General features: G+C 49.3%; 20 protein-coding genes and 1 pseudogene. 8 read left to right on the top strand and 13 right to left on the bottom strand.

Translation table 11 applies throughout. The features are described from left to right. Window position 1: 1 nt before the first annotated feature. From dnaB to FPL14_RS23105, 8 genes are all read right to left on the bottom strand, one after another. Window positions 2-1,408, bottom strand: coding sequence for a replicative DNA helicase (gene dnaB, locus FPL14_RS23140; protein WP_182299961.1), 1,407 nt, complete (start codon window positions 1,406-1,408; stop codon window positions 2-4). Beyond that, entirely contained in the window at window positions 1,405-1,746 is a 342-nt protein-coding gene (locus tag FPL14_RS23135; RefSeq protein ID WP_182299960.1) for a hypothetical protein, read from the bottom strand. The genes dnaB and FPL14_RS23135 overlap by 4 nt, the downstream gene beginning before the upstream one ends. Beyond that, entirely contained in the window at window positions 1,733-2,602 is an 870-nt protein-coding gene (locus tag FPL14_RS23130; RefSeq protein WP_182299959.1) for a DeoR family transcriptional regulator, read from the bottom strand. The genes FPL14_RS23135 and FPL14_RS23130 overlap by 14 nt, the downstream gene beginning before the upstream one ends. Before the next feature lie 486 nt (window positions 2,603-3,088). Next, a complete protein-coding gene (locus FPL14_RS23125) occupies window positions 3,089-3,394 on the bottom strand; it encodes a hypothetical protein (protein ID WP_182299958.1) in 306 nt (101 codons plus the stop codon). 60 nt (window positions 3,395-3,454) lie between these two features. Next, the gene (locus FPL14_RS23120) at window positions 3,455-3,733 is read right to left on the bottom strand and encodes a helix-turn-helix domain-containing protein (RefSeq protein WP_182299957.1); all 279 of its coding nucleotides are present in this window, start codon (window positions 3,731-3,733) and stop codon (window positions 3,455-3,457) included. 125 nt (window positions 3,734-3,858) lie between these two features. Then, window positions 3,859-4,047 carry a hypothetical protein gene (locus FPL14_RS23115; RefSeq protein ID WP_182299956.1) on the bottom strand — a complete coding sequence of 63 codons (189 nt, stop codon included), beginning with the start codon at window positions 4,045-4,047 and terminating at the stop codon, window positions 3,859-3,861. 61 nt (window positions 4,048-4,108) lie between these two features. Continuing rightward, window positions 4,109-4,345 carry a hypothetical protein gene (locus FPL14_RS23110; protein WP_182299955.1) on the bottom strand — a complete coding sequence of 79 codons (237 nt, stop codon included), beginning with the start codon at window positions 4,343-4,345 and terminating at the stop codon, window positions 4,109-4,111. An 18-nt stretch (window positions 4,346-4,363) separates the two neighbouring features. Then, entirely contained in the window at window positions 4,364-4,609 is a 246-nt protein-coding gene (locus FPL14_RS23105; RefSeq protein WP_182299954.1) for a helix-turn-helix domain-containing protein, read from the bottom strand. 124 nt (window positions 4,610-4,733) lie between these two features. On the opposite strand from FPL14_RS23105, the gene FPL14_RS23100 reads away from it, so the two are divergent. From FPL14_RS23100 to FPL14_RS23090, 3 genes are all read left to right on the top strand, one after another. Further along, the gene (locus FPL14_RS23100) at window positions 4,734-5,111 is read left to right on the top strand and encodes a helix-turn-helix domain-containing protein (RefSeq protein WP_229263633.1); all 378 of its coding nucleotides are present in this window, start codon (window positions 4,734-4,736) and stop codon (window positions 5,109-5,111) included. Window positions 5,112-5,132: 21 nt separating this feature from the next. After that, window positions 5,133-5,909, top strand: a complete 777-nt coding sequence (locus FPL14_RS23095) for an ImmA/IrrE family metallo-endopeptidase (protein ID WP_182299953.1) — start codon at window positions 5,133-5,135, stop codon at window positions 5,907-5,909. 78 nt (window positions 5,910-5,987) lie between these two features. Further along, window positions 5,988-7,574 carry a recombinase family protein gene (locus tag FPL14_RS23090; protein ID WP_182299952.1) on the top strand — a complete coding sequence of 529 codons (1,587 nt, stop codon included), beginning with the start codon at window positions 5,988-5,990 and terminating at the stop codon, window positions 7,572-7,574. Window positions 7,575-7,593: 19 nt separating this feature from the next. On the opposite strand, the pseudogene FPL14_RS23085 reads toward FPL14_RS23090, so the two are convergent. The 3 genes and pseudogenes from FPL14_RS23085 to FPL14_RS23075 all read right to left on the bottom strand — a co-directional run. Continuing rightward, window positions 7,594-7,797: pseudogene (locus FPL14_RS23085) on the bottom strand (manganese catalase family protein); the annotation flags it as partial. A 16-nt stretch (window positions 7,798-7,813) separates the two neighbouring features. Further along, a complete protein-coding gene (locus FPL14_RS23080; RefSeq protein WP_182304115.1) occupies window positions 7,814-8,047 on the bottom strand; it encodes a spore coat protein CotJB in 234 nt (77 codons plus the stop codon). Between the two features lie 178 nt (window positions 8,048-8,225). Continuing rightward, complete coding sequence (locus FPL14_RS23075) at window positions 8,226-8,459, bottom strand: spore coat associated protein CotJA (protein WP_182299950.1); 234 nt, start codon at window positions 8,457-8,459, stop codon at window positions 8,226-8,228. Window positions 8,460-8,713: 254 nt separating this feature from the next. On the opposite strand from FPL14_RS23075, the gene ssuD reads away from it, so the two are divergent. The 5 genes from ssuD to FPL14_RS30390 are packed head-to-tail and all read left to right on the top strand — an operon-like array spanning window position 8,714 to window position 12,553. Further along, window positions 8,714-9,892, top strand: coding sequence for an FMNH2-dependent alkanesulfonate monooxygenase (gene ssuD, locus FPL14_RS23070; RefSeq protein WP_182299949.1), 1,179 nt, complete (start codon window positions 8,714-8,716; stop codon window positions 9,890-9,892). Window positions 9,893-9,898: 6 nt separating this feature from the next. Next, entirely contained in the window at window positions 9,899-10,666 is a 768-nt protein-coding gene (locus tag FPL14_RS23065; protein ID WP_182299948.1) for an ABC transporter permease, read from the top strand. A 25-nt stretch (window positions 10,667-10,691) separates the two neighbouring features. Then, window positions 10,692-11,732 (top strand): taurine ABC transporter substrate-binding protein, encoded by a 1,041-nt coding sequence (locus FPL14_RS23060; RefSeq protein WP_182299947.1) that lies wholly within the window; start codon window positions 10,692-10,694, stop codon window positions 11,730-11,732. Window positions 11,733-11,744: 12 nt separating this feature from the next. Continuing rightward, window positions 11,745-12,218 (top strand): ATP-binding cassette domain-containing protein, encoded by a 474-nt coding sequence (locus FPL14_RS30395; RefSeq protein WP_220471180.1) that lies wholly within the window; start codon window positions 11,745-11,747, stop codon window positions 12,216-12,218. Further along, a complete protein-coding gene (locus tag FPL14_RS30390) occupies window positions 12,215-12,553 on the top strand; it encodes a hypothetical protein (protein WP_220471179.1) in 339 nt (112 codons plus the stop codon). Before FPL14_RS30395 ends, FPL14_RS30390 begins: the two co-directional genes overlap by 4 nt. A 90-nt stretch (window positions 12,554-12,643) precedes the next feature. Here FPL14_RS30390 and ytvI read toward each other — a convergent pair whose 3' ends face one another. Together ytvI and FPL14_RS23045 are read right to left on the bottom strand one after the other, a co-directional pair. Continuing rightward, window positions 12,644-13,678, bottom strand: a complete 1,035-nt coding sequence (ytvI, locus tag FPL14_RS23050) for a sporulation integral membrane protein YtvI (RefSeq protein ID WP_182299946.1) — start codon at window positions 13,676-13,678, stop codon at window positions 12,644-12,646. A gap of 33 nt (window positions 13,679-13,711) precedes the next feature. Further along, window positions 13,712-15,070 carry a hemolysin family protein gene (locus tag FPL14_RS23045; RefSeq protein WP_182299945.1) on the bottom strand — a complete coding sequence of 453 codons (1,359 nt, stop codon included), beginning with the start codon at window positions 15,068-15,070 and terminating at the stop codon, window positions 13,712-13,714. Window positions 15,071-15,111: the final 41 nt, after the last annotated feature.

Here is a 15,111-nt window from a genome sequence, read left to right as displayed (position 1 = left end):
ATTAATCCGTCTCGTTGTCATCGGTCCCAGTTTGTTTCAAGGGAGGCGCAAACGCTGATCCATGAGAACGATCCAGACTTACAAATTTGTTAAACTGCTTCAAGAAAACGAGTTCGACCGTCCCTACTGGTCCGTTACGTTGCTTCGCTATGATAATTTCGATAAGGTTCTTCTTCTCGGATTCCTTGTCGTAATAGTCATCCCGGTACAAGAATGCGACGATATCCGCGTCCTGCTCAATTGCTCCAGACTCCCGAAGGTCCGACATCATCGGTCGTTTATCCTGCCGTTGCTCTACGCCGCGGGAAAGCTGGGATAGCGCGATTACCGGAACCTCAAGCTCCCGGGCAATCTGCTTCAACGTCCGTGAAATGTGCGATACCTCTTCTTGTCTATTTGCCCCGCGCCCGCTGCTTTGAATTAGCTGTAGGTAATCGATAAGAATCAATCCGATACCCTGCTCCTTCTTGAGCCGCCGACATTTCGAACGGATCTCATTTACGGTTATTCCGGGAGTGTCGTCGATAAAGATGTTGGCTTGTCCAAGTAATCCGGCAGCCTCCCCCATCCTCGCCCAGTCTTCCCCTTCGAAGAATCCCGAGCGCATCCGGCTCGCGTCGATATTGCCTTCGGCACACACCATTCGCTGAACTAGCTGCCCCGCCGACATTTCGAGGCTGAATACTGCCACGGTCTGCTCGGTCCTTACTGCTACGTTCTGAGCTATGTTAAGTGCAAACGCCGTTTTTCCCACTGACGGCCTAGCCGCGACGATGATCAGGTCGTTCGATTGAAATCCCGATGTCATTTTATCCAGATCCACATAGCCCGAAGGTGTTCCAGTCACGCCGCTGAACTTCTCGCGGTTGTTGTATTTCACTTCCGCTTGATCAATGACTTCGATAATGACGTCTTGTATTTTCCTGAATTCCTGTTTCGGTGCCGCGCGATCGGATATTTTGCTAATGGCTTGATCCGCGACTTCTAAAAAGGCCCGCGTGTCCGTCTGCTTCATTGCCTTGCGCCATAACTCCGTCAAAGTGTCGAAGGTTTCGCGCCGCAAGAATACGTCCGCAACACGTTCGGCATACCAAGCGGCGTTCGCCGCCGTCGGGGTAGAATTCACCAATCGGGTTAGGTACATAATGCCACCGACTGATTCAAGTTCCTTGCTATCGGACAATTCAGCCGTCAAGGATCGAAGGTCCAACGGGTTCCCGTTATCTGTGACCTTGACCATTGCCCGGAAGATTTTCCGATGTGCCGGTTCGTAAAATTCCCCGCCTTGAAGCCTCTCTCTGACCAAATCAAGCGTATCAGGTTCAAGAAGTATCGCTCCAAGAGTGGCATGCTCGGCTTCAATGTCTGCTTGCGGTTGCATATCCAGCCAGTTATCTAAGTCGTTCATGCGTCACCCCGAATCTTTGATCTAAGATTTTCCCAATATCCGATTGGAGGGGGAATATTAGATTTACTCGCCGAATCCAAGTTAGCCATGTGCGCCGAAGCTGATTCTTTGCTTCGTTTGGCTTCCATCAACTCCCCTTGTCGACCGCGGATGTGGGCAATTGTTGGGGGTTGGGGTTCCGTCAAAATATGGTTTTTCACATTCTCCATAGCAGTTTCGAACGGAAACTTATGCAGATAATCGGAATGGTCTTCTCGGACGCGATTTATACTTGCGTCGAACCATGGATATTGTTTCTTAATCCGCTTGTAGAGCTCGGCCACCTCATCCAGTCTCAAGACGCTCTCTCTCCTCCCGGATCAAATTTTCAAGCTCGTCTATTTCTTGCTGATTCTTCGTTTTGCGTTGAGTCCCAAGGGCGACTAACCCCGCCGACGGCACGACAGGAGAAGTTATGGATTCAAGCTGCTTACTCTTCTCCCAATCGTCATAGCAGCGCGGGAGGCAGTAGGTTATCGTTCGTATTTCATCTCTCTGGTGCTTAGGCTTGTACTCTGCGAACACGCGGTCGATACTGGACTTGATCAGGTCTGTTGGAACTCCTTCCGCGACAATCTCTTGAATCGCCTTAAAGTCTGCCGGACTTACGTTAAAGCCCCTTCCTCGTCTTAAGCAGAAATGTGATTCGATTTCCAACGACCTCTTAATCAAGGTTTCCTGATCCAAAGAAACAGAAGAAGAAGTATTAAGGTCTATTACAAAGTCTTTATTAGATTGGACATTTTTGTCCGAGAGATCGGACGTTTCTGTCCATTCTCCACCTGAGAGATCGGACATTTTTGTCCGTTCTTTATCATCAGATTGGACGTTTTTGTCCTTTCTCTTTTTCGAGTTTCGGACAGCGATGATTAGTCCGTATGGCGCTCGTTTCGTCCGAATGTACCCATACTTTTCGAGGTCGTCGATCCATCTTCTAACCGTTTTTTCCGATACTCCGAATGGAGCGGCCAGTTCTGACAACTTAATGGGTCTACTGCCTTGCACGTATCCCCACGTCACTCCGTCCCCTTCCTCGGACTCTTTTGTCGTGGAGTTGATGCACCAAGAGAAGAACCACAGGGCCGTCCCTATTCTGTCGTAATGTTTGGGTTCGAAGATCCCCGAGTACATCGGAAACGGGTAACTATCCGTCATTACCTCATCCCCCTTGGGACATCGATTCATCCCGCTTTTTCCGTAATCAGCTTTCGCAACCTTTCCAACGTTCTCTTAGGGATGGCTTCGGGGTTTTTGGAATGAAGAGGAATCGTAAATCTGATTGCTTCATCGATAGACATTCTCTTAGCCTTAATTCGACTACATGCCATACAGACAACCGCCTTTTCGGAGCCTTCCTTATTCCATCGAAATCCCATTTCCTTCCCTTCTTCCCGTTGGAATGTGGTATAATAAAGTCCTAAATAATTTGTAAGGCCCGAAACTCTTCTGTTCCCGCAGAAGGGTTATTTTTATGCCGCCGAACTTCTCATCAAGGCATCCAAGTCCCTGTACGCTTCGTCAATCTCTTTATCTAGCCACCAAAGAGCAAGCGCCAATGATTCGGGGTCCATTACTTGCCTTTGCAGTAGATTCCGAAATGTAATGAGGTCACATAAATGTTTCCTTAACCCTTCCACTGCCTCAGCCTCCATTCATAAGGTACTGATTGAATAGCATGGATTTTGTAGCGTCGATGCGATCCCCGTCCCATGCGCAGTCATCAAATATGGGAGCGTATTCTAGCTCGTCATAACTTTCTGCAATATCCGGCGTACACTGCGGGTCTAACAAAATCGCATTAATTTCTTCCAGCGATCCGACGTTCACGCAAAGGTGAATTCGTTGGTCGTTCTTCGCTCGAAGCAATAGATGCTTTGCTTCGTTCAAGTGTTGCAAAGCCGCTTCAATATGCTTGGCGGCACGCTGAGTGTCGTTTCCGTGGAACACACTATCACTACCTTTCGATACATCTTGTTATTATTTTCAAATAATGATACAATTTGTATATTAAGCAACTAATAATAAGAGGTTCATAATGCCGGTTCCCATATCGAAAATGTTTTGAATAATAGAAATTACATCCGTTCCCGAAATGATCGCGTAGGCGGCATCTTGTGCGCCGGTTTCTCGGAACCACTGGATCGCGACTTGAAAGTCGATGCCCTTTCGGTCCTTCTCGATCTTGCTTATGCTGCTTCTGGAGTAGTTCAGCCGTTCTGCTAAGAACTCTTGACTCCAGCCTTTACGCTCCCTGCATTTTTTTAATAGCATTCCGATTTGTTCCATATTCTTAGCCTCTCCTTGTTCCGACTTGGAACAGACAAAGATCAATGGGCTATAGTAATCTAGTTGTGTACCCGGTGTAACCCCACACCTTCTGTTTATGGCCTGCCGGTTGGCGGGCTTTCTTTTTACACAGACTCGCCCTTCGCTACCAACTCTTCGATAATGGCCCAACCGGCTGCGTGGAATCGATCAAGGACTTTCTCAAGTTCTTCGGGGGTCTTAACAATGCAGTCATCGCAAAAATTAATCGTCGTATTTCCGATCATCATTGTTTTAACGATATTCCCATGCAATGGTGCCTTCTCTTTCTTCATAACCGCATCCCCTCCATTAGGAGTTATATGCGGCTGTAACTGGAGGACGGGCATTCAAAATTCACCTCGCTTCGTAAAGTCGGAGCCACTTGTCCGCTGCTTGGTTGAACAGCGCAACCGTCAATCGTAGCTCGGACGGGGTGACTGATTTCGTTTCTACCGCGATTTTCACGAAGCTCGCGGACATTCCGCTGAGCTCCAAAAGTCTTTCCGGCGTTTCCGCAACGTGATAATCGCTCGAAGTCGCAGCAATCTGTGCGAGAGCTGCCTCGATTTCTTCATGTCCTGGGCGTTTCAAATAGATTCACTCCTCACCTTAAGCTGTTGATGCGATCTTACCGGACAATCGATTTATAACGGATTCCGTTAGTTCATTCGATAAAAAAATTGCCGGATCTTCGCCTAGAACTTCGCCAATTACCTTCAATCGCTCCGTATCAAGCCGAACATTACCAGAGGCGATGTGACGATATCCTTGCAATGACAGTTCAAGCTTATTTGCAACGAACGTTTTTGTAATTCCTTTTGCGGTACGAATTTTCTCAACATTTTCATGTACCATCGAGATCACCTCCATTCAACTAACGCAATCCGTTGATTTCATATTACTAACAGATTCCGTTAGTGTCAAGGGATATTCTCATATTTCGTTAGTTTTATATCATAATCCGTTAGTTGGTGATACTATGAAATTGGTGATCTATATGGAAAAGAGCGTTGGATCAAGGATAAAAGAACTAAGAAAAAAACGGGGATGGACCCAAGAAGACCTCGGGAAACGCGTTAACGTTTCTCCGCAGGTTATTTCTAATTGGGAGCGCGGGTATTCCATACCTGACTCTATGGACATCCAGACCACATCAAAAGTACTTAATACCTCGACCGACTATTTACTTGGCAGATCTGATGACCCTACTTTGAAAAAGGACTCTCAGGATATTGCCAGCCTTCCGGAAGTTCAGTTTATCATGCGTGCAAAAGAAGAAATGTCTCCCAAGGCATACGCTAAATTCTTGAAGCTTGTCGAACAAGCTAAGAAAGCATTTGACGAGGACGAAGACTAATTTTCAAGGGGCGATCACAATTTGAAATTACCGAACTTGACCGCTCCGCGCTTTAGACTTGTCAACCGAGTGGCACAATCGGTACTAGCAGAACTCGGATATCCTCCCCCCCCGATCCGAATCGAAAAATACCTTGAGCAGCGTAAGTGGAAGATTCGATACGAAGAACTCGAAGGTCCTGATGGTTATATGGTCAAACTCATCAAAGGAAATAAGTGCAGGTATATCATCTTTCTAGCAACAGACATAGATATTAAATATGACGAACAGACCATGCGCCGACGACAACTTTTTACTAAAGTTCACGAACTCGGTCATATCTTATTGCACGGACAATTTCTCCTGAACAGTCATTCCGACATGTCCGCTATTCCAGATTATGTGGCCGGAATTATGGAAGTCGAGGCACATTGGTTCGCGAGTCGGGTGTTGATGCCAAATTACATATTTAATAGTGTTGCCGATCTATCCGCTCAGCATCTCTCTGATAAATGCGATGTAAATATAACGGCAGCAAACAAACGAATAAATAACCTTGCTCCAAATATACGTGATAGCCTTATTAGTTCTGCAAGGCTGGATGAATGGCCGCCTATTGAAGAAGTTGTACTGCCTGAACCTCCTTTAGAAGCGAAGTTCGCGACTTGGGTTGCATATGAGGAGTCCGCAGCCGCGATCGAAGAAACTGAACGCTTATTAAAAATAAAACAACGCTTATTTGAACGACGGTACGAAGCTATTTGGAAAAAGAATGAGGACATGCTCGACAGATATCGAAGAATGTACGGCTACGAATAGTTATAGCCCTTGAAGTCACTTTTTGGGACGCCATGAAATAAGCCCGAGCAGGGCTTTTTCTTTTCAGGAGGGATACAAATGTACGGACAGTTACCGCCCGGAGAATATGCAGCTTATCTTCGTAAATCACGTATAGATCTTGAGAGTGAATCTCGCGGTGCAGAGGACACGTTCAAAGTACACAGACGAACGCTCATTGACCTAGCTAAACGTTTCAATATTACTATTTCAGAAGTGTATCAGGAGAAGCCGGCGACATCAGGAGAACGTATTTCGGAGCGTCCGGAGATGATTCGCCTAATTGGAGATGTTGAGGGAGGTAAATGGAATGGAATCTTGGTTGTAGAAGTTGAACGACTAGCCCGTGGCGATACTATGGATCAAGGCATTGTTGCTCAAGCATTCAAATATTCTAACACGTTAATTATTACGCCTATGCGTACATACGACCCAACAAACCCAGATGATGAAGAGTATTTCGAATTTGGATTATTTATGAGTCGTCGCGAGTTTAAGACAATCACACGCCGACTACAGGGCGGACGAACGACCGCAGTAATAGATGGCCGATACGCTGGGAACATCGCTCCTTACGGCTATGTACGTAAAAAGCTTGAAGGTAAGGGATGGACTCTAGAACCTCATCAAGAACAATCCCCGATCGTGGAACTCATCTTCTCTCTATATACCGACCCAGATCCCGAAAAGCGTATGGGTAGTTCACGGATCGCTCGTTATTTGAATGAAACTCTTAAAATACCAACTCTCAAGGGAGCAGAATGGACGGTCGCAACAATAAATGGCATATTGCGGAATCCGACATACATTGGAAATGTTCGTTGGAAATCGCGCCCACAGGTTCGAAAGAAAGATGGAAAAAGCCGCCCTCGGGTCGCCCGAGAGAATACGATAGAAAAGAAAGGACTTCATGCTGCAATCGTAACATCAGAAACGTTCGATCTTGCGCAACGGATAATGAAGGGAAACTCCCATATACGATCGGTCGAAGGGAAAATCACAAACCCATTAGCCGGTCTAGTTAAGTGCGGAATTTGTGGTAAAGCAATGGTTGGACGACCATACAAGGACAAGGATTATACTTCGCTAATTTGCTCTCGCCCGAGATGCCCAAACGTCAGCTCATACCTCCATATCGTTGAAGAACGGATTCTATCGGGTCTAACGGAGTGGTTGAAGCGTTACAGCACCCAATGGGAACGAAAGAGTCATATTGCTGAACAGACTGACGCAGTTAAACAGAAAGCCGTACAGAGCGCCGTAGAGGGTATGAGGAAGAAACTGTCGACCTTGCAGGGACAAAAAAACAATCTCCATGATTTACTGGAACAGGGAGTGTATACGGTTGATGTGTTTATGGAACGTTCTGTTGCATTGAAAAAGACGATTGAAGAAATAGAAGAAGGTATACGGAATGCTGAGGCTGTTCTTGAGGAAGAGGAAAAACGCATCTCTGCTAATAAGGAGATCATACCAAAAGTTAAAGAGGTTCTTTCTCTATATCCGAGGACAAGCGAGGCAAGTAAGAAGAACGAGTTGTTAAAGTCGGTTCTATCTTCTGCAACCTACCGCAAAGACAAAGGCGGTCGGTGGTCTGGTGTTGAAGATCAATTCACACTAGACCTATTCCCTAAAGCCATTCAGTAATTTATCATCACTTATAACATATATGTACCAATTCCTCCGTCCCGATGTCCGTCAGCAATCCGATCACTTTATCCGGTATCGTGTACCGTTGATTCAAATACCGCAATGCGGCCGACAGCTCGCCGTCCGCGCCTCCATACTGCTCAACCAAATATCTAGCCATCCTAGGATCGCACTTGCTTACTCTAACGGGATACTGCAGCTTTTTCTCGTAGATCCACATTACGTTCCCCCCCTTCTTATACTTGCCACGGCCACGGGCTCTCCACCCATTGCCACGGAAAACGGCTGTAGCTATGTCCGAACTGCAATAAGGGGCCGTATCTCATCTCGAACTCGTTGGCGATTTGTTGCCTTCTTTGGGCCAGTTGGTTAAATTGCTGCACCGCCTGCATATCCGTCGGGTGGGTATCCAAATACAAAGTCAGCTCCACGAGAGCGAAATCTACCTTCTGAAGCTCCAAGAGCTCCATGTAAAATGCTTCGTCTCCGCGCAGGCTCTGCGCCGGTTTTTTGCCTCGCTCTTCGCGTTCGTTGCGTTCGTTGCGTTCAATTCGTACATCCCGATCGCTGCGAATATCCCGATCGTTACGGTACTCGAAATGTTCATTACGGTCAATACGTCCGCCTCGCTCCTCCCGTTCGAATCGGTCAACCATTCCCTTTGCCTCCTTTAACCGCGCGTCTGGACGGATAAGGGCTATAGAGCGCAGGCCATAAAGTTCCCCGCCTTAAGGCTTCGTCTAATGAATATTGCGGCAAATTCATCGGCTGGAAATTAATAAATTGGTTAGGCGGTACGATATACCACTTTACGCGAATAGGAGGGCAAGGGTCGAACGGGCTAACGAAAGGCTTATAATCTCGCCACTGGGCATCATACATCGGTTATTACCTCCTCGATGTGAGTTCACCTAACCTATCCGCTTATATCCTATGCCCGGTATACATGTCTTCTTTCCCTTTAATTTTTATCGTTAAATTCCGATTGACATACTCGGAATATTCGGTTAACATTTTTTTCATAACTCGTAAAGAATCTACCAGATGACTGGAGATTCATCCGAAGTCGCCTTTATCTGGCTCCTCTTGGATGGATCTTTTTGCGTTACCCATTAAAGGAAAGAGAGGAAAACCTCATGGAACTGTTTTGGTTTATTCCGACTTACGGAGACGGTCGCCACATCGGTACTAACCGAGGCGCCCGGGCGATAACGCCCGCGTATCTCAGGCAGATCGCAACGGCCGCGGACGAACTGGGTTACGAAGGAGTGCTGCTGCCGACGGGCAGAGCATGCGAAGATGCATGGGTCGTGGCATCCACGCTTATTCCGTTCACTCGCAAGCTCAAGTTTCTCGTAGCGGTAAGGCCCGGGCTTATGTCTCCCACCTTGGCGGCTAGAATGGCTTCATCATTCGATCGGGCTTCGGAAGGCAGATTGCTCGTGAACGTCGTGACGGGCGGCGACCCCGAAGAGTTGGAAGGCGACGGAGTCTATCTTGAGCATGGCGAACGATACGAGGTAACCGATGAATTCCTGCACGTCTGGCGCTCAACGCTGAGCGGACATTCCGTGGATCATGAAGGGGAGCATTTGAAGGTAACGGGCGCCAAAATTTTCTATCCTCCCGTTCAACGGCCCCACCCGCCGCTATTTTTCGGAGGGTCGTCGCCTGCCGGAATCAACGTGGCCATTAAGCATTGCGACGTGTATTTAACGTGGGGAGAGCCGCCGGAGCAGATCAGACAGAAAATCGAAAACGTCCGGGAGCAGGCGGCGGCAAGCGGAAAGACGTTGCGATTCGGTATCCGGCTTCATGTGATCGTTCGGGAAACGGAACGGGAAGCATGGGAAGCCGCGAACGACTTAATTCGTTATCTAGATGACGATACGATCGCCAAAGCCCAGAAAGTATACGCGAGAATGGATTCGCACGGTCAAAGACGGATGGCGGACTTGCACGGAGGAGACCGGTCCAAGCTCGCGATCGGCCCCAATCTATGGGCTGGAATCGGCTTGGCCCGAGGCGGAGCGGGAACGGCTCTCGTCGGCAGCCCAGAGCAGGTTGCCGAAAGGATTCGCGAATACGCGGATTTGGGCATCGAGAAGTTTATTCTGTCCGGATATCCGCATCTTGAGGAAGCTCATAGGATAGCCGAACTGCTATTCCCGTTATTGCCGCGGACTTCGGCCGTTGCCGAGGCCAACAGCGGGCAGCAGAACCCCCCGGCGGGCGAGATCGTTGCATATGAGCACTTCCCTGCGGCAAACGGCAGCGCCCCTCTGCCTATCCCGACTTTCAACCGGAAGGAATGACCGCCGATGAACGTTCGCAATCTTGGAATTTCTTTCGTTGCCGTACTCGCGGCTCTCGGAGCATGGTGGATCGTAAGCTTAAGCGGCGCCGTCAGTTCTTTATTCCTGCCGACTCCGGCAGCGGTATGGAACGCCTTCATGGAAATCATGCAAGACGGTTACAAAGGAAGCCCTTTAATCATCCATATCGGCCAAAGCTTAAAGCGATTGGCCCTTGCTTTCGCCATCGCCCTGCTGACCGCGATTCCTCTTGGTCTATTGAGCGGGTATTTTGCCAAAGTCCGGGCGTTCGTCGATCCTTTCATCGAGTTCTATCGTCCTCTTCCGCCGCTCGCCTATTACACTTTGCTCGTACTATGGCTCGGCATCGGCGACTCCTCGAAGGTAGCCTTGCTCGCTCTCGCGGCATTTGCACCGCTTTATTTATCCGTCGTATCCGGCGTTTCCAAAGTGCCTCGCGATCGAATTAACGGGGCTCGCTCTCTCGGCGCGAAGGATTGGGATATTTTCGCCCATGTTATCTTCCCTTCAACGTTGCCGGATCTCTTCACCGGCATCCGCACGTCGATCGGCATGACGTACACGACGCTGGTTGCCGCGGAGATGGTAGCTGCCGTATCCGGAATGGGCTGGTTGGTACTCGACGCTAGTAAATTTCTTCGCAGCGACATCATTTTCGCCGGCATTATCCTTATGGGGTTAATCGCCATTTTGATCGATGCGTCGATCAGATGGCTGGAGCATAACCGGGTACCTTGGAAAGGCAAAGAATAATAAAACGGAGATGGGGTTAATCAACATGGCAGCAAACCTATTCAAAGGAAAAAGTCTTCTCTTATCGTTAGCGCTTATTATCGTATTATCCGTTCTATCGGCAGGTTGCGGTTCCGGCGATTCGGATAACAAGGGGAAAACTCCTAAAGAAGTGACCATTGGCTATCAAGTCATTCCGAACGCGGAATTGCTAGTCAAAACGCAAGGCTTGGCGGAGAAAAAATTCCCGGATACCAAGATCACTTGGAAAGCTTTCGATTCCGGCCGCGACGTGAATACGGCCATTGCCGCAGGAGGCATCGATCTCGGTTTGGCAGGCTCGGTTCCGGTCGCCATAGGCATTACGAACAAACTGCCTTATCAAGTCTACTTCCTTCACGACATTATAGGAGAAGCCGAGTCGTTAGCGGTGCGCAACAGCTCCAACGTTAAAAGCGTGAAGGACTTGGCCGGCAAGAAGGTTGCGGTGCCTTTCGGCTCCACTGCTCACTTCAGCTTGCTGTCCGCCTTGAAATCGGACGGGGTAGATCCCGCTTCGGTCACGATTCTCGACCTGCAGCCGCAGGATATTCTCGCGGCATGGCAACGCAAAGACATCGACGGCGCATTCGTATGGAACCCGACGCTCGCCAAGCTTATTGCCGATGACGGCTCCGTGTTGATTACGGCCGAGCAACTGGCGGACAAAGGAATCATTACCGCCGATGTAGGCGTCGTTCGCACCGCGTTCGCCGACGATTATCCGGATTTCGTGAAGGATTACGTAACCGTGCTCGATGAGGCAGTTAAGCAATACCGGGATAACCCGCAAGAGGTCGCCAAAGCGTTGGCGCCCGTGCTCAGCACCGACGAGAACGACGCGCTCGCTCAGACGAAGCAACTCGTATGGCTCACTTCCGAGGAGCAGGGCGACGCTAAATATTTGGGCAGCCAAAAAAGCGAAAGCGGCTTTGCGGACGTCCTTCTTCAGACCGGACAATTTCTAGTCGACCAGAAACAAATTCCGTCCGCTCCCGATATCCAGAGCTTTCGGAATGCGATTCGCCAAGAAGCATTGAAACGATAGGAGGTCCGGAGTATGGCGCTCTCTATCTCTACGGACAGCCGGGCCGATCGCTCCCCTTCCGCCGAAGCTGAGACTCTAATCGCGCTTCGCGATCTGTCATTGAGCTATCGTTCGGGCAGTCAGAACAAACAAGTTCTTGAACGGATCGACTTAACCATTCGAGAGCATGAATTCGTAGCCGTGTTAGGCTCATCCGGATGCGGTAAAACGTCCTTGCTTCGCTTGCTTGCGGGATACGAGCAACCGACGGACGGGAGCTTCAACGTGTTGGGTCGAGCCCATTCCTCTCCCAATGCCGAAGTAGGCGTCGTTTTCCAGCATGCCAACCTGTTTCCTTGGCTTAACGTGCAACGAAACGTGGAGTTCGGACTGAAAATGAAGCGAGTTCCCAAGCAACTGCGCAACGGTATTGCCTCGGAAATAATCGCTCAAGTAGGGCTTGGGCCTTACGCTCAATATTTGCCTTCCAGCTGTCCGGAGGAATGAAACAAAGGGCGGCGATCGCCAGAACGCTAGCTTCCGAGCCGCGGATCATGCTGATGGATGAGCCGTTCGGCGCACTGGATGCCATTACCCGGGAATCGTTGCAAAATTTGCTCAAATCGATTTGGCGCACCGAGCGCCGTACGGTCTTCTTCATTACGCACGATGTGGATGAAGCCTTGTTCTTAGGCACGCGGATTATCGTCATGCGCGGTTCCCCGGGAACGATCGGCACCGATATGGCGAATCCCCTGTTCGAAGAAGGCGGAAGCACGGCGTCTTTACGCAAGAGCAAAGAATATGCGTTCCTTAGGGAGACGTTGCTAGAACGCATGTAAACTCGTTAATCTCGCGCAAAATCGAAATGGAGAGCCTCCCAGCCGAGGCCCTCCATTTTTCTTTGTGTTATCTATTTCCCGGGAACGGGACTACTGGAACTTGATCTTGAAGTCGAACAAGCCTGCCTTGCGCATCGCCATGAATACGATAACGACGATCGGGCCTAAGAACACACCGATAACGCCCACGAGCTCATACCCCACGTATAGGCTGATCAATGCGGACAAAGCCCCGATACCGACCGCATCTCCCAATATTTTCGGCTCCACGATGCGACGAACGACCGTTATGACGAGGAACAGCAGAATCAAGCCGACACCGGTGTATACATTACCCGTTACCAGTTGATATAACGCCCACGGCACTAGCGCGGATCCGACGCCGAGTACGGGCAAGATATCCACGACCACAATCAATAGAGCGATCGCTAGAGGGTATCCCGTGCCAATAATTAATAGACCGATAAACGATAACACATATGTAATAATGCTAAGCAGCAGTTGCGCGCGGAGAAATCCGAATACCGATTTGCGCAAGCTTACCAATACCTCTTCAACCTGAAGCTTGGACTTATCCTCGAACAAAGACAAGAACGAGCTCTTCATAACGGGCAAGCTCAAAGTGAATAAATACACGGCTACCAAAAATACGATGAAGAAGATGAAGAAGTCCGGTATTCCCGAAGCGAAACCGAACAAGACTCCGGAAATTTTTGTAGACAGCTGCGTTAGAGCCCCGGTTGCGTTCGTAACCCATTGCTCCAATTGGTCGGGGACGGGCGCGGATCCATTGCTGGAATACCGTTGAGCCTGTTCGATCAAATCGCGTATGTAATCATTCGCGGTCTCGAGCATGCCCGGAAGCTTATCGAAGAACGCTCTAAGCTCGCTGACCAGCTTCATCCCGATCAAGCCTAAGAGCCCGAGCAAAATGACCGTAAACAAGGTGCTGGAGATCGTGGAGGCGGCCAATCGATTCATTCGGGTCTTGACCATGAGCAGCTCCGTCAACGGCTCAAGAAAGATAGCCGCGACTAGAGCTAATAGAAACGGAGCGCCCACCGTAAACAATAAATACAGAAAGGCGAGCGAAACAACCATCAACACCAACGTTCGAATCGGCATGGCCTATCTCCTCTTACTCCCGTAATCCCCCGATTATTTCGTTTGATCTTTCGACTGCGATCCAGGCTCCCCGACTTCGACCGGGGCCGTTTTATTTTTATAAATATGTACCCGTTGAACCCGCAAGCGCTCGGTCTGCGCGATCTCGAACACGTAGTTCTCGTAATTGACCTTCTGGCCTTTGGAAATATTGCCTTCCAGGTAATTGAACAACCAACCGCCGATCGAATCCACTTCCTCGTCTTCGATCTCGAGACCGAACAAATCGTTTACGTCTTCAATAAGCATACGCCCTTCTACGGACGTTAATTCTCCTTTTACGACGACCATTGGCAACTCATCGTCAAACTCGTCGTGCAGCTCGCCGACGAGCTCCTCTAGAATCGTTTCGGCTGTAAGCATTCCGGCCGTTCCGCCGTATTCGTCGATGACGATGGCGACCTGCGATTTTTTCCGCTGCATCAGCTTCAATATTTTGCTGATCTCCATCGATTCAGGGACGCTCAGTATCGGCCTAAGGAATTCCTTGAGATCGTGCTCTTCGTCCGGATCCGCGGTCAATAGATCGGTAATATGCACGAAACCGAGAATCTGGTCTTTATCCTCTAAGCCAACCGGATAACGGGTATGCTTGGACAGATACACCTGTTTCATGTTGTCCGCATAGGACATATTCGTGAATAAGCAGTCCATATCCGTTCTCGGCAACATAACCTCGCGGGCTACGCGGTCGGCGAACTCGAAGACGTTATCGAATAAAGTCATTTCGTCTTTATCGATAATGCCGCTCTTCGCGCTTTGGTCCATCAGGATGCGGATTTCTTCCTCGGTATGGGCAGCTTCATGCTCGCTGGCAGGCTCTACGCCGACAAGCTTCAGCAGGCGATTAGCGGTACCGTTCAGGAACCAAATGACGGGAAGAAACAGTCTGTAGAACATCAACAGCGGGAACGAAAGCCAGAGCGAAACGCCTACGGACCGCTGGATGGCCAACGATTTGGGCGCCAATTCGCCAAGCACGATGTGCAAGAAAGTAATGACGCAGAAGGCTACGGTAAATGCGATCGTATGAATAACGGTTTCATCGGTGACGCCGAAATCGTGCAGCAACGGAGCGATAATCAAGTCGGCGATCGCCGGCTCCCCTACCCAACCGAGTCCGAGCGAAGCCAGAGTGATCCCCAGCTGAGTCGCCGACAAATAAGCATCCAATCTTTTGTTGACCTTAAGGGCGTATTTGGCGCGTACGTTCCCTTCGTTGCTCAATTGGGTCAACCGAGTTTGACGCACTTTGACCAGCGCGAATTCCGATGCCACGAAAAAACCGTTAAGAAACACTAGAAACAAGACCAAAACAACGTTCCAAAAAATTAAACCCCATTGTAGTTCCAATTAAATCGTGCTCCTCCTCATCTACCCCGTCCGGACAATTC

The organism is Cohnella cholangitidis, from assembly GCF_014107495.1.
Lineage (GTDB): Bacteria > Bacillota > Bacilli > Paenibacillales > Paenibacillaceae > Cohnella > Cohnella cholangitidis.
Note: the sequence above shows the minus strand (reverse complement) of the source record. Positions and strands in the feature narration are given on the sequence as shown.